Raw genomic sequence first — 23,245 nt, 5'->3', positions numbered from 1 at the left:
GAATATCTGGGGGGATTATTTCTTGCGCAAGGCGCCGGTCTCATCGACTTTTCGAAGATTGGCGAGTTCCGTCTCGCTCGGCGCGGGGATTTCGCGCGCGTCCGGGGCGACGCGGAGCGCCCAGCCGGTGTGGGCCTTGATTTCCTCGACGCTCGAAAATGGAAACCAGCCGTCGAGCACGAATTCATTCGTGCCCGGCTCCGGCCGCAGGATGCCGAGCGTGGTGATGATCGCCGAGGGGCCGCCCCCCACAAATCCGTGCTGCGCGCGGGAAAGACCGCCGTCGAGATAGCCGGGCGAACTGATATAGGTCACCTTTTCGGCAAAACGTTTCGGCTCGTGCGTCACCATGACAATAAAACGCTTGGCGCCGCAGGCGATGTCATTGGCGCCGCCCGCGCCCGGCAATCGCGTTTTCGGCGGGCGATAATGCGGGCCGATCTCGCCGTCCCAGATTCCGGTGGTGTTGACATTGCCGAATTTGTCGACCTGCGCCGCGCCGATCACGCCGACATCGCAGCGTCCGGAGGCCACGAGAAAGCCCAGCGCGTCGAGCGCCGAGGTGAAACTGGTGGCGTTGACGGCGAGGCGGTTGCACTCGATGCCCCAGGGCAGGCCGCCGACCGGCGTTGCGCCGTAAACCCCGCCCTCGGTCATGCTGCGCAGATTGGGCGCGTGATTGGCCTGGGCGAAGAAGCCGGCGAGCATCGACAGGCCGACGCCGAAAATCGCCAGTTCGCCGTCGCGGATTTCGCGGCCGGTGGCGATCGCCATCATTTCCTGGCGGGTGTAGTCGAGGGCCGCGCTCATGCCGCCAACTCCGTTGTGGTGAGGCCGGCGACATCCTCGGGCGCAAGAATCCAGCGGCGATAGGGATCGAGCAGGAAGCTGGAATTGCTCGCCGACAAGGTTTTGATTTTGTCGCGGCCGATCACGTCGAGATAGCTGTCGATGTCCGAATAACTGTCGACGAAATCGCGGATGTAGTCGGCCGTTCCCTGTTCGGTGGCGAGGGCCTTGTTCATGAAGAACATATGCTGTTCGTCCATGTCATAGACGCCCGGCGAGGAATGCGGCCAGGCGCCGAACGGCCAGTAGACCACGGCCTCGACGATGATCTCGGGAATGCGGACCAGATTGGGGAATTGGCGGATGCAGGCGGGATCGACGATGGCGTCGGCGATCAAGACCACTCTTTTCGCCGCCCGCGACAGTTCGTATCGGCTCCATTCCGTGCCGATCAGAATGGCGTTGCCATTGGGGTCGGCGAGCGTGACATGGATCGCCGCGACATCGGGTTTCAACGGACTGAAGGCGCCGATGGTTTTTCCGCTGAAAGGATCGGTCACCGCGGGAATCTTCGAATGCGCCGGATAGTCGTCCGGCGCAAAGGCGCTGCGGTCCTGAAGGTCGGAGCCGATGTTCACCGTCGCTGGGACAAAAGGCCAGTTCAGGGCGCCGCCGAGCAGGCGCAGGGTCATGGCGAGGTTGGAAAAATCCTCCAGCGCCAATTGGCCGCTTTCGACGGCGCGGCGCAGGCCGTTGGCGAAGCCGACGACTTCGAGAGCGGCAAAACCGCATTCCGCCTTGGTGGCGGCGCCGGCCGCCGCCAGGAGATTGAGCTGCTGGCCGCAGCAATGGAAGATGGCGTGCAGGTCCTTGCGCTTCTGGCGCAACAGTTCGCGGCCGAACACAAGCGCGTCCGAGCCCACCGGCAGCGCGGCGCCGCTGGCGTATTGCATGCCGTCCCAGCTGAAGCGGCGCCCCGCTTCAGCCAGGGAAATCAGTTTGTTTGACATTTTTGGAAACTCACCAGGAGCCGTCGAGGCCGAGCAAGCCGAGGATGTTTCGGCGCTGGGCGACGAGATCGGGATCGTCGCGGTGACGCGGATAGGGTTGGTCGATGGCGATGTCGGCCTTGATGGTCGCCGGGCGCTCGCTGAACACGATCACCCGCGTCGCCATGAGCAGGGCTTCCTCGACGTCGTGGGTGACCAGCAGAACGGTGAAGCCCGAGCGGCGCCACAGGTTGACGATCTCGCCCTGCATCGACAGACGCGTCAGCGAGTCGAGTTTGCCCAGGGGCTCGTCGAGGATCAGCAACTCGGGATCGTTGACCAGGGCGCGGGCCAGCGCCACGCGCTGCGCCATGCCGCCCGACAATTGATGCGGGAAGGCCTTGGCGAAAGCTTCAAGGCCGACGAGCGCCAGGGTTTCGTCGATGCGGGCGCCCCGCTGTTTGAGCAGGCCCTGCGCCTCCAGCCCGAGCGCGACATTGTCGCGCACATTGCGCCAGGGAAACAGGGTGGGGTCCTGGAAGACGACGACGCGCGACGGATCGGGGCCGGCGATGAGCGCGCCATTGGACGTGATCGCGCCCTGGGTCGGCGGCTCGAGCCCGGCGACCAGCCGCAGCAGCGTCGATTTTCCGCAGCCAGAGGGGCCGAGCAGCGCGACGAATTCGCCGCGTTGCGCGGTGAAATTGACGCGGTCGAGCACCGGCAGCGGCGCGCCCTCGAGATCGAAGCGATGGCTGACGTCCTTGATGGCGATTTCGACGCCGGGAACCTTGGAAGGGCCGGGAGCTATCGAGATTTTATGCGCGAGGCTCACCACTGCACCTCCGCCTTCTGCCAAGACAGCAACCGGTCGCGCAGCCGGAACAGCAGCGTGATCAGACCGGAGCACATCAGCGACATCACCAGCAGCGCCGCATACATGTTGGCGTAGGAGGCCCAGCCCTGCGCCCATTGCAGATAGAAGCCGAGTCCCGCCTTCACGCCCATCATTTCCGCCGTGACCAGCACGGCGAAGGAGGCGCCGAGCCCCATGAACAGGCCGACGAACACATGCGGCAAGGCCGCCGGGATCGCGACCTTGAAAATCAGGAAGGCGCGGCTGGCGCCGAGCGTGCGGGCGACGTCGTAATAGGCGGAATTGACGCTGGCGACCCCCGACCAAGTGAGCACGGCGACCGGAAAGCCCGTGGTCAGGCCGATCAGGAAGATGGAGGCCGAAAAGCTCGAGGGGAAGGCGAAGAAGGCGATGGGCAGCCAGGCGATCGAGGGCATCGGACCGATCAGCCGCATCACCGGATGCACCCAATAGCCGAAGGCGCGCGACCAGCCGAGCGACACGCCGACGAGGAAGCCGGCCACGGCGCCGGCGAGGAAGCCGAGCAGCTCCAGCCGGATCGAGGCGACCACGCTTTCCCAGAGTTTTGGCCAATCGTCGACGAACACTTCGACCAGCGCATGCGGCGGCGGGAAGAACGGCTGCGGCAGCATCGCCAGCTTGGCCGTCGTCAGCTGCCAGAGGATGAAGACCAGGCCGAGCGCCAGCAGCCACGGGGTGTAGCGCCGCACCCGCGCGGCGACGCGCGGGAAAAAGCCGCCGAACAGGCCGGCGAGGATCAGCGCGCCGCCAAAGCCGCCGGTGGCGCGGGCCAGTTCCGGCCCCCGCCCCCATTCTCCGGCGTCAGGCCAGGTCTCCGTGATCACGGCGAAAACGAGCCAGGCCGCGCCGGCCGCGATCGCCAGCGCGGCGCGCGTCAGCGTCTCCCGTGACGGGAGCGCCGGCGCGCCTCTTGAGGCTTCAGCCTCGATCGAGAGCAGCGACATGAAACCTCCTCAGCTCACCACGTCCGCATAAATGCGTTCGGCGAATTTCTTGGGATCGGTGGAGGGCTTGAAGATCGACACCAGCTTCAGCTCCTCGGCGTAGAGCGCTAGCTGCTTCTTGAGGTCGACGCCGACGGGATGGTTGTGGTGCTTGTGGTATTTCGCCAAAGTGACGAGGTCGGCCAGCTCGACCTTGCCCGGCGCGTAGGGCGCATAGGTCGCCGCCGCCTCCTCCGGGTGATGCGCGGCGAATTCCGCCGCCTCGATCAAGGCCAGCGCCAGCGACGTCGCCGCCGCCTTGTCCTCGCGCAGCAGACTGCCGCGCACGCCGATGATGCAGCAGACGCGCGAGGCGTAGTCGCCGTCATTGTTGGAGGAGATTTCGCGGAAGGAGCCGTCCTTCTGGAACAGGAAGGTGATGGGGTCATTGTCGGCGAGCGCGTGGGCCTCGCCCTTTTCCACGGAGACGCGCAGCAGCGGACCGGGGAACTGCTTCCACTCCACGTCCTTTTCGGGATCGAGGCCGACTTTCTTCAGCCGGATGGCGAAGAAGTTCTTGCCGGGCGAGTTCATGTCGCTGACGGCGATGATCTTGCCCTTGAGGTCCTGGAGGCTCTTGATGTCGGAAGCGGTGGGGGCGAGCAGGCGCAGGCAGCCGCCATGGGTGCTGGCGACGATTTTGACGTCAAACCCCTGCTCCATCGGCTTGAGCCAGCGCAGCGCCATACCGGCGGCGGCGTCCGCCTTGCCGGTGGCGAGCGTTTCCAGCAACTGGTCGGTCGAGCCCGCGTAATTGACCAGGGTGACGTCGAGGCCGTGCTTGGCGAAAAACCCCTTCTCCTTGGCGACGGTGACGCCGACCAGGCAGGAGGCCCCGGCGTTCCAGGCGAAGGTGATCTTCTTCAGGTTTCCGGCGGCGGGCGCGGCGGCGTCGGCGGCGCCGGTCGTGCAGATCGGCGCGCCGTCGAAGGGCGCGCGCTGGATCTGCGGGGTGGCGAAGACCTTTTGCGCAGCGAGGGCCAGCGGGGCCGCGGCGCCGAAAGCTGCGGCGCCGGCGAGGAAAGTGCGGCGCGATCCGGAAGATTTGCTGTTGCTCATGTGGACCCTGTTCCGTTTGCAGGCGCATGCGACAGCGCCCGCGAAGATGGAGCAAAGGCTATAGTCTATTATTTTTATAGACAAGATAAATCTTTTTGCGCAGGGAGGAGGCGCCCCGCCTAGGCGCCGGACAGCGACGTGTTTTCGGGCGTTTTCGCCCGACATGCGTCTGGATCAACCCTGCAATGCGCTTTCAAGGCGGCGCTCCCCCGCCAGCGCCGGAGGACAAAAGCGCCCGAACGGCGGCAGGCCGTTCGGGCGGGATGTTTGACGCCGGAAGGAGGACGTCAAATCTCAATCACGAGCGTGCGCGGGGCCTTTTCTTGCGGCGCAGGTTCTCGGCGGCGCGTTGCGCCTCCTGAGGCGTTTGGAACGTCTGCCCGTTGAGCCGGAGGAACGCGTCCGCCGCGGCGTGGAAGATGAAACCGCGACTCTCTCGCGTGACGATGCCGGCGGCCAGTTCGCCGCACTCGATGACATAAGCATGGGACATAGGAGACCAGGGGTTGCAAGGAGGGACGGCGGCGCGAATCGCGCGCGGAAACTTTTGGGACGAAACGACCGTCCGACATCGAAGCGAAGTCTTCATGACGCCTCTCCAGCGTTGTTTGCGTTGTCAGCGCTGCTTAACTATATAAAATTAGTAGATTATAAGGTTTCTCAGGTCAATGGATGGCCCTTCCAAACCTTGGCGGCCCCAGGAAAGAACTGTTTGCCGGCGAGGAAGGGTCAAACCGAAATATTTTGCGCGCCGACTCGCGGCGATCGTGTCCCCTGTCGCGGTGTGGTCGACGGGGGGCGCCGTCGTTTCCCTGGCCAGACCGGGATGGGTCAACGTTCGAGGCGACCAGCTCGCCGGAGAGCAAGTGGACTTCGATCCATGGCGACGGCCTCGTCCATCACAGCGACCGCGGCAGCCAATTTGTGTCGCGACGCTGGAATGGGTCGACTGGTTCAATCGCCGCCGGCTGCTGGAGCCAATGGGCGACATCCCGCCTGCCGAAACGGAGGCGCGCTATGATCGCCTCGCTCAATCAGACCGCCATCGCGGCCTGATTTGACCAAAACGGCCTCCGGCAAAGCCGGAGCGGCTCACAGTGGCTTCGAGACGCGGGAGAAATTCAGGTTATTCAGCCGCGTTCGAAGACGAGGCCTGCCTGTTCATTCAAGAAAAGCTCCGGATGGAAAGGAATTTCAATCTTAAGTTCCGAAACCGGCCAACGATCGCGAACGCGGTACCCCTGCTCCTTCATGGAACAGAGCAGTTCATCTTCGTTGAACACACGATAAGGAGATGCGTATCTTTCCAGGTTCTGCAAGGTCCAGAACTGCGGGCGCTCGCCAAGCGGAATCTTGTTTATGATGACGGCCCTTGGTTTCTTCGCGCCGGGAATGAATTCGGTGACGTCAGTGTCCATATACTGTAGGCAGCCGGCGCTAAACAAAATATCGTAAGACCCGACATCTTCGATGCCAGTCCAGAAATTCAAGTTCGATGCTCCGCGGCGCTCCGCAAGTCTGCGGCCTTTCTCTGCGGTCGCGGGCACTTCGATAATATGCCAGCTGGCGCCTTCAGGTAACGGCGACCGGCCGGTGAAGGCATAGTATAAATTGCCGACACTTCCACCGAAGTCGACGATACGATCCCCGGGCCGCAACAATTCGCGCAGCCAGAACAGCGATGCAAACATCGACGGCTGAAAGTGATCTGCGGCATTGAGTTCACTGTGATCCCAGCCCTTTGCAAGCTTCTTCGGAATTGCGGTCAGGGCCTCGTCGTAGGTGGCGTAGGAGCCGAAGTGTTGGCCACAGAGCCTCGGGCTGGTCCATGCCAGGTCGCGATAAAGGTTTTCCACGCCGGGAACGGCCCCGGCGATCTTCCCGAGAGATGTTCGAGACAGCATCGATATGACCGCACGCGCTATGGACGCCATCAAGCTCTTCCTCGCCTGTACCACATGATCGATCACAGGTTAGGATTGAGAGGTAAACAAGTGCTGGCCTAAACCCGCGTGGCCTTCGTCGATCCCGGACGGCTGGCTTGCCCTGATAGGACGGCGGCGCCGGCTTGACCTGCGGCACAGGAGGTTTATTCCATGGTGTTCATGGATTTTAGGAGCCGTCACGTGAACGCCAAGCATGTCGAAGGGCCGCCGGTCACCGAACAGGATTTGACGCTGATCACCGCTGCGCGGCTTCGCGCGCGCCTGCGGCGGGAGGACGGCGCCCTGGAGCGGCTGGCGGATTTCGCCGGCGTGGACGAGGACCAGCTCAGGGCCATCGTCAACGGCCAGCGCGCGCCCAGCATCGATGTGCTCTGGAAAATCGCCAATGCGCTCGACGTGCCCTTCGGCAGCCTGATCGCCCCGACCCGTCGCAGCGGCGCGGCCGTGATCCGCAAATCCGACGCCAATGTCCTGATTTCCAGCGGCGGCGCCTTTCGCTCGCGCGCCTTGACCGTGTTCGGCGAAACGCCGCGCGTCGAAATCTACGAACTGACCATCGCCCCCGGCCACCACGAACAATCCCAGGCCCATGCGCCCGGCACGTCGGAAAACATCCTTGTCGTGCAAGGCGAGCTTGAAATCGTCGCGGGCCGCGAACCGCCGCATCGGCTCGGCCCCGGCGACGCCATCCATTTCGACGCCGACGTTCCGCACGCCTATCGCGCCCTGGGCGCGGAAGCCGTGATCGCGCATCTCGTGCTCGCCTATGGCGTCCGCGACTGAGGAATTTTAGAGAATGCTCTCCAACAAGGCCAAATACGGGCTGAAGGCGATGATCCATCTCGCCGGCGCCGACGGGATCGCGCTCGCCGCCACCATCGCGCAGGACAATAATATTCCGCGCAAGTTTCTGGACGCGATCCTTCTGGAGCTGACCAAGGCGGGCCTGCTGACCAGCAAGAAGGGCAAGGGCGGCGGCTACCAATTGGCGCGCCCCGCCGACGCGATCACCGCCGGCCAGATCATCCGCATCCTCGACGGACCGCTCGCGCCGATCGCCTGCGCCAGCCGCACCGCCTATCGGCCTTGCACCGATTGCGGCGATGTCGACGCCTGCGCCATCCGCGACGTCATGCTCGACGTCCGCGACGCCATGGCGCTGATTTTGGACCGGACCTCGATCGCGGCCATGCGCGTGCGCGGCCTCAACCGGCAGTTTGCGCCGAGATAGGCGGCGCGCGGGACTTACGCGATGCCGAGCGCATGCGTGCCGATCATTGCGGCGAACCCGACCAGGACCAGGGCGCTGAACCGGTAGACGACGCCGCCCCTCGCCGCGAGGGCGCCGTTTTGCCGGACCAGGGCGCCCATCGCCAGCCAGCTCCCTCCCAGAACAGGGATCAGCGCCGCCAGCAGAGCGGCGGAAGAAAACAGCGCCGCATCTGTCGGGGCCGGCAAGACCGTGAACGCCAGGATCAGGGCCTTGGGGTTCAGCAAAGTGGTGGTGAACACGCGCGCAAAAGTGATCGGTCCCGCACAAACGTCCTCCGCCGCGCCGCGCCGCCATAGGGTGGCCGCGACATGGAGCAGGTAGAGCGTCACGGCGAGCCCGAGCCCCGCGCCAAGCGCCGGACTTTTTGCGATCAAGGGGCCGAGGGCGAGGCGAAGCGTCGCTATGGCGAGGCCATAGCCGGCGAGTTCGGCGGCGAGCAGTGGCAGCGACCGCCGCACGCCCCTGCTGGCGCCCGAGGCGGCCAGCAAGGTGTTGGTCGGCCCGGGCGTCGCCAGCAATGAAGCCGCGGCGGTGACGAATGTCAGCATGTCCATGGCCAAACTATACGCGATCGGACGAGGACGTCATGCCCATTCAAATGCGGCGCGGGCCGTTGCGCGCGCCTGACAAAGCGCGCGCAACGGCGAGGCGATCATGACGGACGCTTGCCCGCCATGACCTCCGGCGCCGCTTGCGGTCTTGCGCGCGCCGCGCCGCGCTTGCCGCCAAACAGCAGATAGAGCGCCGGCAGCGCCAGCAGGGTCAGCAGGGTCGCGCTGATCAGCCCGCCGATCACCACAATGGCGAGCGGCTTTTGCACTTCGGCGCCCGCGCCCGTCGCCAAGGCCATCGGCGCGAAGCCCAGCGCCGCCACCAGCGCCGTCATCGCCACCGGGCGCAGGCGGGTGAGCGCGCCCTCGCGGATCGCCTCCGGCAGCGACCGGCCCTCCGCCTGCAACTGCTTCACATAGGTGAGCAGCACCAGGCCGTTGAGCACGGCGATGCCGGAGAGCGCGATGAAGCCGACCGCCGCGGACACTGAAAACGGCAGTCCGGCCGCCCAGAGCCCGACAATGCCGCCGGTGAGCGCCAAAGGCACGGCGCTGAACACCAGCAGCGCGTCGCGCATCCGTCCCAGCGCCGCGAACAGCAGGAACAGGATCATGGCGAAACAGGCGGGCACGACCAGGCTCAGCCGCGCCTTGGCGGCGGCGAGGTTTTCGAACTGCCCGCCCCATTGCAGCCAATAGCCCGGGGGGACCACCACCTCGGCCTGGGTGCGCTGCTGGATTTCGCTGACCACCGAGGCCACGTCGCGGCCGCGGACATTGGCGGTGACGACCACGCGGCGCTTGCCGTTCTCGCGCGAAATCTGGTTGGGACCGTCGCGCTCGTCGAACCGGGCGATCTGCTTCATCAGCACCACCGGCGCCTTCCCCGCGACGCCGGGCAGCGGGACCGGGAGGTTTTTTAGCGCCTCAATGTCCGAGCGCAGGTTTTCACTCAAGCGAATGGTCAGGGCGAAACGGCGGTCGCCTTCGAAGACAACGCCGACCTCGCGGCCGCCGACCGCGGCGCCGATCACATCCTGCACCGCGGAAACGCTGAGGCCGAACCGCGCCGCCGCCTCCTTGTCGACGGCGATTTCCAGCGAGGGCAGGCCATTGACCTGCTCGACCTTCACATCCTGCGCGCCCGGAACCGTGCGCAAAAGGCCGGCGATCTGGTTGGCGGCGCGCAGCATCGGCTCGAATTCATCGCCGAACACTTTTATGGCGATGTCGCCGCGCACGCCCGCGATCAGCTCGTTGAAGCGCAACTGGATCGGCTGGGAGAACTCGGTGACATTGCCGGGCAATGCGCCGACCGCCTCGGCGATCCGCGCCTGCAGCGCCTCCTTGCTCTCCTGCGGATCGGGCCAGTCCGACTGCGGCTTGAGGATGATGAACGTGTCCGAACTGTTGACCGGCATGGGGTCGGAGGCGACCTCCGCCGTGCCTGTCTTGGAATAGACCAGCTTGACCTCGGGAAAGGCGGCGATGGCCTTTTCCACCTGCGCCTGCATCGCTTGCGACTGGTTGAGCGAGGCGCTGGGGATGCGCAGCGCGTTCATGGCGATGTTCTTCTCGTCCAGGGTTGGGACGAACTCCTGGCCGAGCCGGCCGAACAGCAGCAGCGCCAGCAGGAACAGGACGGTCGAGCCCGCGACCGTCCGCACCGGCGCCCGCATGGCGAAGGCCAGCATCGGCGCGTAGACCCGGCGCATCGCGCGGACGAGGGCGTTGTCCTCTTCGGTTTCGGGCGCGGGAATGGCGATGGCGATCAGCGCCGGAACCAGCGTCAGCGACAGGACGAACGCCGCGACCAGCGCCATGATCACCGTCAGCGCCATCGGCTGGAACATCTTGCCTTCCACCCCCGTAAAGGTGAGCAGCGGCACATAGACCAGCATGATGATCGCCTGGCCGAACAGCGAGGGGCGGATCATCTCCTGCGCCGCGCCGATCACCACGCTCATGCGCTCGGGCTGGCTGAGCGCGCGGCGCAGAGCGTGGCGGCGTTCGGCGAGCCGGCGCAGCGCGTTTTCCGTGACGATCACCGCGCCATCGACGATCAGGCCGAAATCCAGCGCACCCAGGCTCATCAGATTGGCGCTCACCCGGGTCTCGACCATGCCGGTGAAGGTCATCAGCATGGCGAACGGGATCACCAGCGCGCAGATCAGCGCCGCGCGCAGATTGCCGAGCAGCAGGAACAACACGGCGACGACCAGCGCGGCGCCCTCGGCGAGGTTTTTCGCCACGGTGCGCACGGTGGCGTCGACGAGCTGCATGCGGTTGAGCACCGGCGTCAGCGCAATGTCCGGCGGCATGTTGCGGGCGATCTCGGCGATCCTGGCGTCGACGGAGGCCGCCGCCGTGCGGCTGTTGCCGCCGATCAGCATCAGCGCCGTGCCGACCACCACCTCTTCGCCATTGGCGCTGGCGCTGCCGGTGCGCAGATCCGCGCCGATCGACACTTTGGCGACATCCTTGACGCGGATCGGCACGCCGCCGCGCGAGGCGATCACCACATTCTCGATGTCGGCGATGGTTTCCAGCCGGCCGATGGCGCGCACCACATAGGCCTCGCCGTTGCGCTCGACAAAACCGGCGCCGCGGCTGGAATTGTTGGCTTCGAGCGCGGCGGCGAGATCGGCGAAGGACACGCCGGCGGCGATGAGCTGGTTGGGATCGGGCTGGACCTGATAGAGTTTTTCATAGCCGCCGATGGAATCGACGCCGGCAATGCCGGGGACGGTCTTGATCTGCGGCCGCACGATCCAGTTCTGCACGGTGCGCAGATAGGCGGCCTGCTCGATCTCCGTGCGCAGGCTCTGGCCTTCCGGCGTGAGATAGGCGCCGTCCCGCTGCCAGCCGGCCGGCGGATTGGTCTCGATTTTTTCCGGCTTCGGCTTGTAGGACAAAGTCCACATGTAGATTTCGCCCAAGCCCGTGGAGATCGGCCCCATGCGCGGCTCGACGCCGAGCGGCAGCGACGCCTTGGCCTCGCGCAGCCTCTCATTGACCTGCTGGCGGGCGAAATAGATGTCGGTCTTTTCGGAGAAGACCGCCGTGACCTGGGAAAAGCCGTTGCGGGAGAGCGAGCGCGTGTATTCGAGCCCGGTCGCGCCGGCGAGCGCGGTTTCGACCTGAAACGTGACCTGCTTTTCAATGTCCTGCGGCGACAGCCAGGGCGCGACCGTGTTGATCTGCACCTGGTTGTTGGTGATGTCGGGCACGGCGTCGATCGGCAGCTTTTGCAGGGCGAACAGGCCGAAGGCCGCCGCCATCAGGCTGAGGAAGACGACCACCCAGCGTTGATGGACCGAGAATGCGAGAATGCGCGAGATCATGGCCGCCTCACTCGTCGTGGCCGGCCTCGGCCTTGCCGAGTTCCGCCTTGAGAATGAAGGAATTTTCCGATGCGATGGTCTCGCCCGCCGTCAGGCCCTCGGTGATTTCGACGAATTGCGCGTCGGAACGCCCCAGCCCCACGGCGCGAGCGACAAAACCTTTGTCGTTGCGCACGAACAGGCTTGTCTTGCCCTCGACGGTTTGCAGCGCCGATTTTGGCGCGCGCAAAGCCACCGGCGTGTCGCGCACGGCGATGGTGGCGTTGACGAAACCGCCGGGACGCAGCGCCAGGCCAGGATTGTCGACGGCGGCCAGCACCCGCGCCGAGCGGGTCTCGGGATTGAGCACGGGGCCGATGAAGATGATTTCGCCTGACAGCGTCTCATCGTTGGGCGCGCGCAAAAAAACTTTTTGTCCCTCGCGGATCGCGTTCAATTCGCTGGCGGGAATGGAAAGATCGATCCAGACGCGGCTGAGATCGGCGATGGCGTAGAGTTCGGAGGGGTCGTTGTTGCCGCCGACCGAGGCGCCGACATCCACCTTGCGCTCGATGACGCGGCCCGAGATGGGCGCGCGCACCGGGTAGAGGCCGAGGTTGGCGGAGTCGTCGGCGGCGCGCAGCGTGTCGATTTCCGCGTCGCTCACCCCCAGCGAACGCAGTTTCTGCCGGGCGAGATTCACCCGCAATTGCGCGGTGGTCGCCGTGGTCTTGGCTTGCAGATAGACCTGTTCGGCGCTGATACGCTTGTCCCAGAGTTTGGCCGCGCGGTCGAACAGGGTTTTTTGCAGGTCGTAATTGACCAGGGCCGCCTGCCATTCGCTCTTGGCGTCGGCGACTTCGCGGCTGTCGAGCATGGCGACGATTTCGCCTGTGGCCACGGTCTCGCCGAGCCGCTTTCGCAATTCCGCCACCGAGCCGATCACCCGCGCGGGCACGCGGGCGATGCGGTCCTGGTCGGCGATGACGACGCCGGGCGCGAAAAACTGCTCCGCGATGACGCCGGGTTCGACGCGCGTGACGGTGACGCCGGCTTTTTCGATCTGCTCGGCGGCAAGCGGGACTTCGCCATGGGCGGAATGGGGTTCGGCAGCGGAATGGGGTTCGGCGGGCTCCGCCGCCTGGGCGGGCGAGAGCGCGGTGATGGAAAAGGCCAGCGCGATCAGGGCGGGCCGCAGGGAGCTGGGCATGTCTCGTCTCCGATCAGTGGATGGCGGACGCGGCGGCGCCGCGGCTCATGCATTGGCTGAAGGTGATGGCGCAGTGGGTGATTTCATGGGTGCGGCGGGACGAAGGGCCGACATCCTGCAAACAGGATCCCTTGTTCTTTTCGCAACTCTGGACGTGGGAGGCGCGGCTTTCGTGGCCGCAGGCATCGAGAAGAGCAATCGGCGTCGCGGCGCCGGCTGCGGGGATGAAGGTCAGAATGGCCAGCAAGGCCAGGGAAGAGCGGCTCATGATGCTAAAACTCCACGCCGCGCGATGCGCGTCTCGGGCGCAGCGACGTTCGCGCCGGGGGCGCGCGTGAGGGACTGGACGTTTTGGAAATGCGGCGGTTACGCCGCGCGCAGGTTCAGCCGGCGAGCCGCGGCGGCCTGAACAGCGATTTTGGGCGCAGGCCCGAGGGGACGTCCGGTTGTGGCGCGATGAGCGAATCCGCGAGGATCATCGCCGGGGGCGGAAAATCCTCGGCCTGGCGCCAGAGCGCCGTCGCACAACAGCCGCAGCCGGAAAAACAGCAGCCGCAGGCGCGCTCGTCGACCAAGCCTTGATGTGGCTGCCCCGCCGTGGCGGGAGAGAGTTTGAGGAGACCGGATGCGGCGGCGATCGCCGGGTCGGATTTTTCGACGTCCGTCCAGGCGAGGCGCTGTTCGGGTTGGCCGTGATCGTGATGGGCCTTGCCATAGACATGGCCGAACGCCGCCAGCGCGACCAGGACGGTCGCGAGCGCGATACGGGCGAATCTGAACAGCGCGGCGCGGATCATCGGGTTATTTTGCACTCAAACCTGAACCAAAGCTTATCGAACCCGAATGAGCCGAAAGATGGGCGGCGCGCGATGCAGGCGCGGCGTCGCGCCTAAGACCATGCCTCCAATGGACTGGCGAGGTTGGCTTCGAGCCCGAGCACGGCGAACTGGGCGTTGCGCCAGCAGCGCGCCAGCCGCCAGCCCGCCGCTTCCGCCAAAGCGGCGAAGGAGTTGAGATCGTATTTGCGCGAACTCTCGGTGTGGATGGACTCTCCCGCCCGAAATTCGAAATCTCGGCCCGCCGCCGGAATTTCCCGCGCGTCGAGGCTGACAAGATGCATTTCGACGGCCGACTCCGCTTCGTTCCAGCGCGCCTTGTGCGCGAAACGGTCGAGCGGAAAGCCGCCGTCCAGTTCGCGATTGATCCGCGCGAGCAGGTTCAGGTTGAAGGCGGCGGTGACGCCCTCGCTGTCGTCGTAGGCGCTGAGCAGGATGTTGCGATCCTTCTTGAGATCGACGCCGATGATCGCCCGGCCGCCCGCAACGTGGGCGCGCATGCGCGTGAGAAAGGCGATGGCCTCGCGCCGGTCGAGATTGCCGATGGTCGAGCCGGGAAAGAAGGCGACGCGCGGTCCAGGCGGGAGGGCGGGCAGGTCGAATGCGCCGGTAAAATCGGCAATGACAGGCGAAATCTGTAGGGACGAAAACCGCCGGCCCATGCGTTCCGTCGTGGTCAAAAGTTCGTCGCTGGCGATGTCGATGGGGACATAGAGACGCGGCGCATTCATCGCGTCGATCAGAAGCTCGGTCTTGACGCCGGCCCCCGCGCCATATTCCAGAAGCGCCGCGCCTTCTCCGCAGAATTCGGCGATATCAGACGCGTGGCGCAACAAGATCTCCGTCTCCGCGCGGGTGGGGTAATAATCGTCGAGCCGGGTGATCGCGTTGAAAAGGTCGCAGCCGCGCGCGTCATAGAGCCAGCAGCTTGGCAGGCGCTTTCGCGGCGCGGAAAGGCCTGAGACGACGGCGGAACGAAAAGCCTCGCTCCAACGGCTTTGCAAATCGAGCTCGGTCATGAATCCTCCGCCAAGCGTACGCCCGAAAATTGCCAGCGGGCGTCGGGCGGGAAAAAATTTCGGTAGGTGGCGCGGATATGCGCTTTCGGGCTGACGCAGGAGCCGCCGCGCAGCACGAACTGTCCGCACATGAATTTGGCGTTATATTCGCTCGCCTCGCCTTCGGCGGGGCGGAAACGCGGATAGGGGGAGAACGGGCTCGAGGTCCATTCCCAGAGGTCGCCGAACATTTGCCGCAGCCCTTCTCCTTCCGCAGCAGCCGGACGCGACCGCCCCGTCTCCAAAAAATTGCCGCGCATCGGCAGGGGTTCCGCCGCCAGCTCCCATTCCGCTTCGGTCGGCAGGCGCTTGCCGCACCAGCGCGCAAAGGCGTCGGCCTCGAAATAGCTGACATGCGCGACGGGGGCGGCGGGATCGACGCGCCGCAGGCCTGAGAGCGTCATGGTCCACCACGCGCCCTCGCGCCGCTCCCAATAAAGCGGCGCGGTCCAGCCCTCCGCAAGACGTTTGGCCCAGCCTTCGGACAGCCACAGCAGCGGGTTGCCGTAGCCGCCCGCGTCGATGAAAGCGATCCATTCCGCATTGGTGACGAGCCGGTCCGCGAGCCGGTAAGGCGAAACGAAAACGCGGTGGCGCGGACGCTCGCAATCATAGGCAAAATTTTCGACCCCAGCGCCGAGCTCCGCGAGGCCGCCGGCAAAGGCCAGGAAGCGCACGGGCGTGGCTTCGCCGGCCTCATCGGACGCGCGCTCCTTGTAGGCTGGGCGCAGCGGGTTTTGCGCGAACAGATGCAGGATGTCGGTCAGCAGGAGCTCCTGGTGCTGGCTCTCGTGATGACAACCCAGTTCGATCAACTCGCCCGCCGCTTCGCAAAACGCGCGCTGAAAAAACGCTTCGACCGCGCGGTCCACATGGTCGCGATAGGCGTAAATGGAATCGAGCGTGGGCCGCGTGAGCAGGCCGCGCCGAGGTCTCGGGTGTCGCGCGCCAAGCGCCTCGTAATAGGAATTGAACAGGTAGCCGAAGGCGGGATCGAACGGCGCATAATCCTTCGAAAACCGCTGCAGAACCATCGCCTCGAAGAACCAGCTGGTGTGCGCCAGATGCCATTTGGCCGGGCTGGCGTCGGGCATGGATTGCACGGTGGCGTCGGCGTCCGACAGCGGCGCGGCGAGCGTGCGGCTGAGCGCGCGCGTGGCCTGATACCGGCGAAATATTTCGGGAAAGCGTGATGACACGGGACCTCCGCCGCAAGAGCCACGTTAATCGTTCGGCGGCGCGGAAGTTCCGTTTTTGGCGCCGGCTCCGCTTGCTTGCGGGGCCGGCGCGACCATTTCAGAGGCGACACGGAGAGGTAAAATGGCACAAGCCAAGCCCCGCGCGGAAAAGCGCGAAAAACCCAAGGACGAGAAGAAGGAGCAGAAGCGGCCCTGGGACGAGGTGGCGGAGGCGTCGTGGGAGTCCTTCCCGGCGAGCGATCCGCCGGCCTACACGATGCGTCGCCCCAAGGAGAAAAGCGGCGAGCGGTGAACAAGATCGATCCCCCGGAGGCGCTAGCCGCCGACGCCGGGCGGCGAACGCGCCTCGCGGATTACGCCGCCATCGGGCTGTTCACGCTCGCCGTCTTCGCGGTTTTGAGAACGGCGGCCGACGTGATGGCGCCGATCTTCGCCGCGATCTTCGTCGGCATCATCCTGGCGCGGATCGCCGAGCGCCTGACCCAGCTCGGACTCCCCTATGTGCTCGCCAACACGCTCGTGGTGATCTGCGCCGTCTCGCTGGGGCTGATGCTCATCATCGGTCTTGCCGAGCCGTTCGCCAGCCTGTTGGCGCGGGCGCCGGATATGGCGCGCGCCCTGGCGGATATGAGCCAGCCGATAGCGCAGCGCCTCGACCGCCTGCTCGGTGAATTGGGGCAGAGCCACGCGAGCGCTGCGGCCGCCCCGGGCCTGGGCGACGCCATGGGCTGGGTCACCGCTTTCCTCGGCCGGCTGACGCCCGCTCTGGAGGGCTTGCTGATCTTCTTTCCCTGCCTCGCCTTTTTCGTCGCCGGCCGCGACTCCATCCGCAAGCAGATGGTGTTGGCCATGCCGGAACGCGCCAGCCGTCTCTCCACCCTGAAGACGATCGCCGCCGTCGAGCGGGCGCTGTCGCAATATTTCGCCACGACGGCGCTCGTATATGGCGCAGTCGGGGCGCTCACCGGCGCGATCGCGCTGGCCTTTGGCCTATCGCAGCCGCTGCTCTGGGCGGTCATGACATTTGCGCTGGGCTACGTTCCCTATATTGGGGTGTCGCTGATCACGCTGGCGCTGACGGTCGCCGGGTTTTTGACCCACCAGGGTTTGTTCGCCCTGGCGCCGGCCGCGCTCTATCTCGCGGTCCACCTGCTGACCGAGATGGCCATTCTTCCGACGTTGCTGGGCCGCCGCCACGAGGTCAATCCATTCCTCATCTTCCTCGCCATCGTGTTCTGGGGCTGGATGTGGGGACCCGTCGGCGCCATTCTGGCGGTGCCGTTGTTAGTCACGGCGCAGACCGTGGCGGAGGCGCTCATGGCCGAGCCAGACCGCGCCTTGCCCTAATCCGGCCGACGCGAACTGCGCAAAGCGAAATAAGTCGCCGCCGCCGTCGAGGCCAGCCCGACCAGCTTGGCGTTGCGCAGGCCGAAGCGCAGCGCGTGCGGCGCGAGCGCGACGACGGCGCTGGTGCGCACCGCCACTTTCAGCCGTTCGAGGCCGCCGTCGATCAGCGCCCGCCCGATCAGACCCGCCATCAAGGCGACGAACAGCCCCCCGCCGGCGACGCACAAGGCGGCGTAACGCGGTTGCAGGGAATCAAGCAGCACCAGATAGGAGGCGCCGGCGAGAGAGACCAGCGTCACCAACATCGCCAGCGCCGCCAGCACGGCAAATCCCGCGCCGACAGCAATGGAGCGCGCGGCGCGCTCGCGGGGCGAAGCCGCGCCCTCCGTCCTCAACGGCGTCCCCCGAGCGACCATTGCGCGAACAGGAAGCCCGCGCCGGCGGCCGCCGCCAGCGACATGAACGGCCGCGAGGCCACCGAGCGCTCCAGCGCGTCCACCACATATTCGCCCATGGTGTTGGCGAGATTGGCGAATTGCTCCGCGACCTCGGCCGCGTCGCTCCTGCGCCCCGGCGCGGCGGAACCGGTGTCGGCGACTTCCGCCGCGACCTCCCGAACCACGGCTTCATTCAAAGCTTCTCCTGCGCCCCTGGCGTGCGAACCGATAGCCATGCTTATCCTCCGTTTGACCGCCAACGCCGCCCCCCAGACATTGTTCCGGTCTTCGCCGCCGCCTCATTGTCCCGTGCCGTGCGCGCAAATTGCTGGAGCGCAGCTTTCTTTGTTAAATGGCGGAACCGAACCTATGTCCTAGGTGTTTTTGAAGGTCAGTCAGACGGGCTGGAGTTTCTTATGTCCCTTTCCGCGCTTGTTGGTCCGCAGCTTCCCTTCCTTCGCCGCTATGCGCGCGCGCTGAGCGGCAGCCAGGCGAGCGGCGACGCCTATGTCGTCGCCATGCTCGAAGCTTTGGTCGAGGACCCGACCCTTTACGATACCGATTGCGAGTCCCGGGTGGCGACCTACCGCGCCTTTTCCCGCATCTGGAACGCTTTGCCGCTCAATGGCGCCGCCCCCGTGCGCGGCCCCGGCACCCCGGCCGAACGCCGCGTCGAGGGCATCACCCCGCTGCCGCGCCAGGCCTTTCTTTTGACCGCCGTCGAGGGGTTCACCCCGGAACAGGCGGCGCAGGTGCTGGAGCGTTCGCCCGAAAGCCTGTCGCGGCTCATCGAGGCCGCCGGCCGCGAGATCAGCGAGCAGGTCGCGACCAATGTCCTCATCATCGAGGACGAGCCGATCATCGCCATGGATCTCGAAAGCATCGTCAAGGGCCTGGGTCATCAGGTCTGCGGCAACGCCCGCACCCGGGCGGAAGCCGTGGAGATGGCGGAGCGGCTGCGGCCCGGCCTCGTGCTGGCCGACATCCGGCTCGCCGACGGCAGTTCGGGCCTCGACGCCGTCCAGGACATTCTAAAATCCTTCGCGGTGCCGGTGATCTTCATCACCGCCTATCCGGAAACCCTGCTCACCGGCAAGCGGCCCGAGCCCACCTTCCTGATCGCCAAGCCGTTCGAGGAGGATATGGTGCGCGCCGTGGTCAGCCAGGCCCTGTTCTTCGACGCCAAGGCGGGACGGGAGCCGGCCAACGCGGCTTGATCGGGGAGGCGGGCGCGAGACGGGGCAATGCGATTTGTATCGGACATTGCCGCAGGCGTCGCGTGCTTTTCCGGCGCCCTGGCGGTGCTGTTCTACCTGCGCAGCCGCGCGTCGCTTCTGGAGGATTCGCGCCGCGTCGCCTGGTTCGCCATAGCCGGGCTCTCGGCCTTCGGCCTGTCGCGTTTCCTCGACGCGTTCATGCTTTATGCGCCGGGCTCGGCCTTTATCGAAAGCCTCGAAATCATCTCCGTGGGCGTGGCGCTGACGCTTTCGCTGGCCTGCTGGGGGCTGATCCCCGGCCTGATCGCGCTGCCGTCGCGCGGCGATCTCATGGCGGAGAACGCCCGGCTGGAGAAGGCGGTGGCCGAGCGCACCCGCGCCCTGGACGAAGCCAACCAGCGCTTTGTCCACGCCCTCAAGACAACCCGGGTCAGCATGGCGCAGCAGGATTTGGAGTTGCGCTATCAATGGGTCCACAATCTGCCGAGCCCCCTCCATGCCGACGCTTTCATCGGCCGCCTGCCCTGCGATGTCGTGCCCGCCGACGCCTTGTCCTCCGTTCTCGACGCCAGCCAGCGCGCGCTCGAGCACAAAACCCTGGTGCAGAACGAGCTGGCGGTGACGCTCGACGGCAGCGTCCGCTATTTCGACCAGTCGATCGAACCTTTGTGGCGCGACGGCGAAGTCGTGGGCCTGCTCACCACCGCCATCGACGCCACCGAACACCGGCGCCGCCAGGACGAACTCACCTTTTTGCTCAGCGAACTTACCCACCGGACGAAAAACCTGCTCGCCGTCATCCAGGGCATTGCGCGCCAATCCAGCCGCTCCGCCACCGACGTTCAGAGCTTTGTGCAGAAATTCAACGGGCGCATCCGCGCGCTGGCGCTGACCCACGAATTGCTGGTGGAGACCAAATGGCGCGGCGTCGACCTCCGGCAATTGCTCACCGCGGCCTGGAAAGCGGCCTGGCCGGGCGGCGGACAGGCGGTCTTGCGCGGTCCGCCCTGTGTGCTCAGCCCCGAATGCGCGCAAAACGTCGCCTTGGCCGTCTATGAAATGGCGGCCAATGCCGCCTCACACCTTGACGGCGCGCGCGCCGGCCCCAATGTCGCCATCAGCTGGGCGCCGGTCGCAGGGGATGGATTCGCCGGACTGGAGCTGGTCTGGCGGGAAAAATCGCCGACCCGGCCGGCGCCCGAGCCCGATTTCGGCCTGACCCTGGTCGAGGATTTGTTGCCCCGCGCGACCGAAGGCCCGTCGCGGATCGTTTATGACGATGCGGGCCTGCTGTGGACCCTGCGCATCGACGACAAGCAGCTCAGATTGCCGAACTGATCACTCGATGGGATCGCCAGCAAGCACGAGATCGTCGCGGTGGATCATTTCGGTGCGGCCCTCGACGCCCAGCACGCTGGCGATGTGGCGGGAGTTGAGCCCGATCACTTTGCGCGCCATGCCGATGTCGTAACCGACCAGCCCGCGCCCGATCTCGCCGCCGTGCGCGTCGCGCACGATCACGCTGTCGCCGCGGGAAAAATCTCCGTCGACCGCCGTCACCCCCGCCGGCAGCAGACTGGCGCCGGAGGCCAGCGCGTGGACGGCGCCGTCGTCGATGGTGATCACCCCCTGCGGCGCCAGCGATCCCGCGATCCATTTCTTGCGCGCTTTTACGGGCGTGGATGGCGTCAAAAACCAGGTGCAGGGCGCGCCCTTGGCGATGCGGCCGACCGGATTGTTCTGCCGACCGTCGGCGATCACCATATGGGCGCCGCCCGAGGTCGCGATCTTGCCGGCTTCGATCTTGGTCTGCATGCCGCCGCGCGACAATTCGGAGGCCGCCCCGCCCGCCATCGCCTCGATCTCCGCCGTAATGCGCGGCACGACCGGAATGAGTTTTGCCGAGGGATTGTTGGCCGGCGGCGCGTCAAAAAGCCCGGTAATGTCGGAGAGCAGAATCAGCAGGTCGGCCGACGCCATGGTCGCCACGCGCGCGGCGAGCCGGTCATTGTCGCCATAGCGGATTTCGGCGGTGGCCACCGTGTCGTTCTCGTTGATCACCGGCGCCGCGCGCAGGCCTAAAAGCCGCGACACGGTTTCGCGGGCGTTGAGATAGCGGCGCCGCTCCTCGGTGTCCTGCCAGGTGACCAGAATCTGCCCGGCGACAATGCCGCGCTTGGCGAAAGCCTCGGCCCAGATCCGCGACAAGGCGATCTGGCCGACGGAGGCCGCCGCCTGGCTGTCCTCCAGTCTCAGCGCCCCCGGGGGCAGACCAAGCACGGAGCGCCCGAGCGCGACCGCGCCGGAGGAGACGACCAGAATATCGGCGCCGTCGCCATGGAGGTCGGCGAGATCGTCGACCAGCCCATGCAGCCAGTCGCGCCGCGCCTCGCCGCGCTTGCTGTCCACCAGCAGCGACGATCCGACTTTGATGACGATGCGCTTGAAATCTTCGAGATGGGGCAGGAACATTCCGGTCTCTTGCTATAGCTGTCCGGCGCCTGCTTACGCCAAGCCTCCGGATCGTCATTGCCAGCGCAGCGAAGCAATCCATGTCTCGCCACCTGATGGGCGCGGAACAGAGGGCGACGAACTCCGTCGCTCCAAGGTTTTTGATTGCTTTGCTCAGCTCATGACGGCTTTAAGCATTGCCGCCCATCGGCACAAGCCTGAGCCGCTCTCGCGAAGCGTTTCCGGCCGGCAAATGATGAAAAGTGAAAACGCTTTTCGGGGGCTTGACAAACGCGTATTTTGTTCACTCTATGTTCCACGTGAAACGTTTTCACGCCAAAAACCTGAATTTAAAGGGTTTTTGACAAGAAGACTCGCGCCCGTCCCACGCGGGCTCCGCCACAACCCCAGAATTGTAGGCGCGAAAACCGACGCGTTTTGATCGCTTTTTTGCGAAAAAACGCAAAAAAACGCGAAAATGCGATCACATTTCGCGATTCGTTTTCAACTCAAGGTAGAAAAACCCCGAATCCGCGGCCGAAAGCCCGAAAACAACGGCGCCAAAAAAGCGCCAACGCGCCGGCCCGGCGGTCGGCTATTCATGGCCGCCATTCCGGCGCCGGCGCGGCCTCGGCCTCCGCACGGCGCTTGGCGTCGACAAAGGCCAGCACCGCCCGCAAGGCCTCGGTGACGCCCTCCCCAGCGACCGCCGAAATTTTCAACGGCGCCCGCGGCTTTTCGCCCTCCGGCAAAACCGGCCCGGCGCTCTTGATCGCCCGCTTCAGCCGCTCGATCTGCTGCTTCAGCGTCTCCGGATCGAGCGCGTCGGTCTTGGTCAGCGCCACCACCTCCGGCTTTTCGTCGAGGCCATGACCATAGGCCTCCAGCTCGCCGCGCACGATCTTATAGGCCTTGCCGGCATGCTCGCCGGCGCCGTCGACCAGATGCAGCAGCACGCCGGTGCGCTCGACATGGCCCAAAAAGCGGTCGCCGAGCCCATGGCCCTCATGCGCGCCCTCGATCAGCCCGGGAATGTCGGCCATCACGAATTCGCGCCCGTCGCAATTCACCACCCCCAGATTCGGGTGCAGGGTCGTGAACGGATAATCGGCGATCTTCGGCCGCGCGGCGGAAACCGTCGACAAAAACGTGCTTTTTCCCGCATTGGGCAAACCAACCAGCCCCGCGTCGGCAATGAGTTTCAGGCGCAGAATGATGGTGCGCTCCTCGCCCTCCTGGCCCGGATTGGCCCGGCGCGGCGCGCGATTGGTCGAAGTGGTGAAATGCAGATTGCCAAACCCGCCATTGCCGCCCTTGCAGATGACGACGCGCTGCCCGACCTCGGTGAGATCGGCGATCAGAGTCTCGCCGTCCTCTTCAAAAATCTGCGTGCCTTCAGGCACTTTCAACACCGCATCGGCGCCGCGCCCGCCCGCGCGGTTCTTGCCCATGCCGTGCATGCCGGTCTTGGCCTTGAAATGCTGCTGGTAGCGATAGTCGATCAGCGTATTCAAACCCTGGACGCATTCGGCGACGACATCGCCGCCGCGTCCGCCGTCGCCGCCATCGGGACCGCCGAATTCGATGAATTTTTCGCGCCGGAACGAGACGCAACCCGCCCCGCCGTCGCCGGAGCGAACGTAGATCTTAGCCTGGTCAAGGAATTTCATTTACTTTTC

Annotated in this window: 24 protein-coding genes; 6 read left to right on the top strand and 18 right to left on the bottom strand. The window is 65.6% G+C overall.

Features of this window, described 5'->3' with window-relative positions; genetic code table 11:
* Positions 1-15: 15 nt before the first annotated feature.
* From M2320_RS04795 to M2320_RS04765, 7 genes are all read right to left on the bottom strand, one after another.
* Positions 16-810, bottom strand: coding sequence for a CoA-transferase subunit beta (locus tag M2320_RS04795; protein ID WP_264596293.1), 795 nt, complete (start codon positions 808-810; stop codon positions 16-18).
* On the bottom strand, positions 807-1,799 hold the full coding sequence (locus M2320_RS04790; protein ID WP_264596292.1) for a CoA transferase subunit A: 993 nt from the start codon (positions 1,797-1,799) through the stop codon (positions 807-809). The genes M2320_RS04795 and M2320_RS04790 overlap by 4 nt, the downstream gene beginning before the upstream one ends.
* Before the next feature lie 10 nt (positions 1,800-1,809).
* Positions 1,810-2,595 (bottom strand): ABC transporter ATP-binding protein, encoded by a 786-nt coding sequence (locus tag M2320_RS04785; protein WP_425540651.1) that lies wholly within the window; start codon positions 2,593-2,595, stop codon positions 1,810-1,812.
* A 14-nt stretch (positions 2,596-2,609) separates the two neighbouring features.
* The gene (locus tag M2320_RS04780) at positions 2,610-3,620 is read right to left on the bottom strand and encodes an ABC transporter permease (protein WP_184429473.1); all 1,011 of its coding nucleotides are present in this window, start codon (positions 3,618-3,620) and stop codon (positions 2,610-2,612) included.
* A gap of 9 nt (positions 3,621-3,629) precedes the next feature.
* The gene (locus tag M2320_RS04775) at positions 3,630-4,718 is read right to left on the bottom strand and encodes an ABC transporter substrate-binding protein (protein WP_264596290.1); all 1,089 of its coding nucleotides are present in this window, start codon (positions 4,716-4,718) and stop codon (positions 3,630-3,632) included.
* Between the two features lie 298 nt (positions 4,719-5,016).
* Entirely contained in the window at positions 5,017-5,307 is a 291-nt protein-coding gene (locus M2320_RS04770) for a hypothetical protein (protein WP_319801413.1), read from the bottom strand.
* A 541-nt stretch (positions 5,308-5,848) separates the two neighbouring features.
* On the bottom strand, positions 5,849-6,652 hold the full coding sequence (locus M2320_RS04765) for a methyltransferase, TIGR04325 family (RefSeq protein WP_264596289.1): 804 nt from the start codon (positions 6,650-6,652) through the stop codon (positions 5,849-5,851).
* A 192-nt stretch (positions 6,653-6,844) separates the two neighbouring features.
* On the opposite strand from M2320_RS04765, the gene M2320_RS04760 reads away from it, so the two are divergent.
* Together M2320_RS04760 and M2320_RS04755 are read left to right on the top strand one after the other, a co-directional pair.
* Positions 6,845-7,447 (top strand): helix-turn-helix domain-containing protein, encoded by a 603-nt coding sequence (locus M2320_RS04760; RefSeq protein WP_184429475.1) that lies wholly within the window; start codon positions 6,845-6,847, stop codon positions 7,445-7,447.
* Positions 7,448-7,460: 13 nt separating this feature from the next.
* Entirely contained in the window at positions 7,461-7,895 is a 435-nt protein-coding gene (locus M2320_RS04755) for an RrF2 family transcriptional regulator (RefSeq protein ID WP_184429476.1), read from the top strand.
* A gap of 14 nt (positions 7,896-7,909) precedes the next feature.
* On the opposite strand, the gene M2320_RS04750 is transcribed toward M2320_RS04755, so the two are convergent.
* The 7 genes from M2320_RS04750 to egtB form a co-directional block, all read right to left on the bottom strand.
* Positions 7,910-8,485, bottom strand: coding sequence for a LysE family translocator (locus M2320_RS04750; protein ID WP_264596288.1), 576 nt, complete (start codon positions 8,483-8,485; stop codon positions 7,910-7,912).
* Positions 8,486-8,589: 104 nt separating this feature from the next.
* Entirely contained in the window at positions 8,590-11,832 is a 3,243-nt protein-coding gene (locus M2320_RS04745) for an efflux RND transporter permease subunit (RefSeq protein WP_264596287.1), read from the bottom strand.
* A gap of 7 nt (positions 11,833-11,839) precedes the next feature.
* Positions 11,840-13,021 (bottom strand): efflux RND transporter periplasmic adaptor subunit, encoded by a 1,182-nt coding sequence (locus M2320_RS04740; protein WP_264596286.1) that lies wholly within the window; start codon positions 13,019-13,021, stop codon positions 11,840-11,842.
* A 13-nt stretch (positions 13,022-13,034) separates the two neighbouring features.
* Complete coding sequence (locus M2320_RS04735; protein WP_264596285.1) at positions 13,035-13,289, bottom strand: hypothetical protein; 255 nt, start codon at positions 13,287-13,289, stop codon at positions 13,035-13,037.
* Positions 13,290-13,404: 115 nt separating this feature from the next.
* Positions 13,405-13,818, bottom strand: coding sequence for a hypothetical protein (locus M2320_RS04730; RefSeq protein WP_264596284.1), 414 nt, complete (start codon positions 13,816-13,818; stop codon positions 13,405-13,407).
* 92 nt (positions 13,819-13,910) lie between these two features.
* On the bottom strand, positions 13,911-14,876 hold the full coding sequence (gene egtD, locus M2320_RS04725) for an L-histidine N(alpha)-methyltransferase (protein WP_264596283.1): 966 nt from the start codon (positions 14,874-14,876) through the stop codon (positions 13,911-13,913).
* Positions 14,873-16,114 (bottom strand): ergothioneine biosynthesis protein EgtB, encoded by a 1,242-nt coding sequence (gene egtB / locus M2320_RS04720; RefSeq protein WP_264596282.1) that lies wholly within the window; start codon positions 16,112-16,114, stop codon positions 14,873-14,875. The genes egtD and egtB overlap by 4 nt, the downstream gene beginning before the upstream one ends.
* Positions 16,115-16,235: 121 nt before the next feature.
* On the opposite strand from egtB, the gene M2320_RS04715 reads away from it, so the two are divergent.
* A complete protein-coding gene (locus M2320_RS04715; RefSeq protein ID WP_184427105.1) occupies positions 16,236-16,406 on the top strand; it encodes a hypothetical protein in 171 nt (56 codons plus the stop codon).
* A complete protein-coding gene (locus tag M2320_RS04710; protein ID WP_264596281.1) occupies positions 16,403-17,461 on the top strand; it encodes an AI-2E family transporter in 1,059 nt (352 codons plus the stop codon). Before M2320_RS04715 ends, M2320_RS04710 begins: the two co-directional genes overlap by 4 nt.
* On the opposite strand, the gene M2320_RS04705 is transcribed toward M2320_RS04710, so the two are convergent.
* Together M2320_RS04705 and M2320_RS04700 are read right to left on the bottom strand one after the other, a co-directional pair.
* Positions 17,458-17,856: a hypothetical protein gene (locus M2320_RS04705; RefSeq protein ID WP_264596280.1), complete on the bottom strand. Its 399-nt coding sequence runs from the start codon at positions 17,854-17,856 to the stop codon at positions 17,458-17,460. The two genes, M2320_RS04710 and M2320_RS04705, sit on opposite strands and share 4 nt — an antisense overlap.
* A complete protein-coding gene (locus M2320_RS04700) occupies positions 17,853-18,134 on the bottom strand; it encodes a hypothetical protein (RefSeq protein WP_264596279.1) in 282 nt (93 codons plus the stop codon). The genes M2320_RS04705 and M2320_RS04700 overlap by 4 nt, the downstream gene beginning before the upstream one ends.
* A gap of 180 nt (positions 18,135-18,314) precedes the next feature.
* Here M2320_RS04700 and M2320_RS04695 point away from each other — a divergent pair, with 180 nt between their 5' ends.
* Entirely contained in the window at positions 18,315-19,115 is an 801-nt protein-coding gene (locus tag M2320_RS04695) for a response regulator (RefSeq protein ID WP_184427109.1), read from the top strand.
* A gap of 27 nt (positions 19,116-19,142) precedes the next feature.
* Entirely contained in the window at positions 19,143-20,453 is a 1,311-nt protein-coding gene (locus M2320_RS04690; RefSeq protein ID WP_264596278.1) for a sensor histidine kinase, read from the top strand.
* Here M2320_RS04690 and proB read toward each other — a convergent pair whose 3' ends face one another.
* Together proB and obgE are read right to left on the bottom strand one after the other, a co-directional pair.
* Complete coding sequence (gene proB / locus M2320_RS04685; RefSeq protein WP_264596277.1) at positions 20,454-21,587, bottom strand: glutamate 5-kinase; 1,134 nt, start codon at positions 21,585-21,587, stop codon at positions 20,454-20,456.
* Positions 21,588-22,165: 578 nt separating this feature from the next.
* Positions 22,166-23,236 carry a GTPase ObgE gene (gene obgE / locus M2320_RS04680; protein WP_184430498.1) on the bottom strand — a complete coding sequence of 357 codons (1,071 nt, stop codon included), beginning with the start codon at positions 23,234-23,236 and terminating at the stop codon, positions 22,166-22,168.
* Between the last annotated feature and the right edge of the window lie 9 nt (positions 23,237-23,245).

The sequence above is a fragment of the Rhodoblastus acidophilus genome (genome assembly GCF_025961575.1).
Taxonomy (GTDB): domain Bacteria; phylum Pseudomonadota; class Alphaproteobacteria; order Rhizobiales; family Beijerinckiaceae; genus Rhodoblastus; species Rhodoblastus acidophilus_C.
Note: the sequence above shows the minus strand (reverse complement) of the source record. Positions and strands in the feature narration are given on the sequence as shown.

Bases quoted from the DNA above. Each gene is read 5' to 3' on its own strand.
- M2320_RS04780 (WP_184429473.1), bottom strand. From the start codon at position 3,620: ATGTCGCTGCTCTCGATCGAGGCTGAAGCCTCAAGAGGCGCGCCGGCG.
- M2320_RS04740 (WP_264596286.1), bottom strand. From the start codon at position 13,021: ATGCCCAGCTCCCTGCGGCCCGCCCTGATCGCGCTGGCCTTTTCCATC.
- M2320_RS04695 (WP_184427109.1), top strand. From the start codon at position 18,315: ATGTCCCTTTCCGCGCTTGTTGGTCCGCAGCTTCCCTTCCTTCGCCGC.
- M2320_RS04750 (WP_264596288.1), bottom strand. From the start codon at position 8,485: ATGCTGACATTCGTCACCGCCGCGGCTTCATTGCTGGCGACGCCCGGG.
- M2320_RS04730 (WP_264596284.1), bottom strand. From the start codon at position 13,818: ATGATCCGCGCCGCGCTGTTCAGATTCGCCCGTATCGCGCTCGCGACC.
- M2320_RS04715 (WP_184427105.1), top strand. From the start codon at position 16,236: ATGGCACAAGCCAAGCCCCGCGCGGAAAAGCGCGAAAAACCCAAGGAC.
- M2320_RS04735 (WP_264596285.1), bottom strand. From the start codon at position 13,289: ATGAGCCGCTCTTCCCTGGCCTTGCTGGCCATTCTGACCTTCATCCCC.
- M2320_RS04755 (WP_184429476.1), top strand. From the start codon at position 7,461: ATGCTCTCCAACAAGGCCAAATACGGGCTGAAGGCGATGATCCATCTC.
- M2320_RS04765 (WP_264596289.1), bottom strand. From the start codon at position 6,652: ATGGCGTCCATAGCGCGTGCGGTCATATCGATGCTGTCTCGAACATCT.
- egtD (WP_264596283.1), bottom strand. From the start codon at position 14,876: ATGACCGAGCTCGATTTGCAAAGCCGTTGGAGCGAGGCTTTTCGTTCC.
- proB (WP_264596277.1), bottom strand. From the start codon at position 21,587: ATGTTCCTGCCCCATCTCGAAGATTTCAAGCGCATCGTCATCAAAGTC.
- M2320_RS04745 (WP_264596287.1), bottom strand. From the start codon at position 11,832: ATGATCTCGCGCATTCTCGCATTCTCGGTCCATCAACGCTGGGTGGTC.
- M2320_RS04700 (WP_264596279.1), bottom strand. From the start codon at position 18,134: ATGGCTATCGGTTCGCACGCCAGGGGCGCAGGAGAAGCTTTGAATGAA.
- M2320_RS04795 (WP_264596293.1), bottom strand. From the start codon at position 810: ATGAGCGCGGCCCTCGACTACACCCGCCAGGAAATGATGGCGATCGCC.
- M2320_RS04770 (WP_319801413.1), bottom strand. From the start codon at position 5,307: ATGAAGACTTCGCTTCGATGTCGGACGGTCGTTTCGTCCCAAAAGTTT.
- M2320_RS04775 (WP_264596290.1), bottom strand. From the start codon at position 4,718: ATGAGCAACAGCAAATCTTCCGGATCGCGCCGCACTTTCCTCGCCGGC.
- obgE (WP_184430498.1), bottom strand. From the start codon at position 23,236: ATGAAATTCCTTGACCAGGCTAAGATCTACGTTCGCTCCGGCGACGGC.
- M2320_RS04790 (WP_264596292.1), bottom strand. From the start codon at position 1,799: ATGTCAAACAAACTGATTTCCCTGGCTGAAGCGGGGCGCCGCTTCAGC.
- M2320_RS04690 (WP_264596278.1), top strand. From the start codon at position 19,143: ATGCGATTTGTATCGGACATTGCCGCAGGCGTCGCGTGCTTTTCCGGC.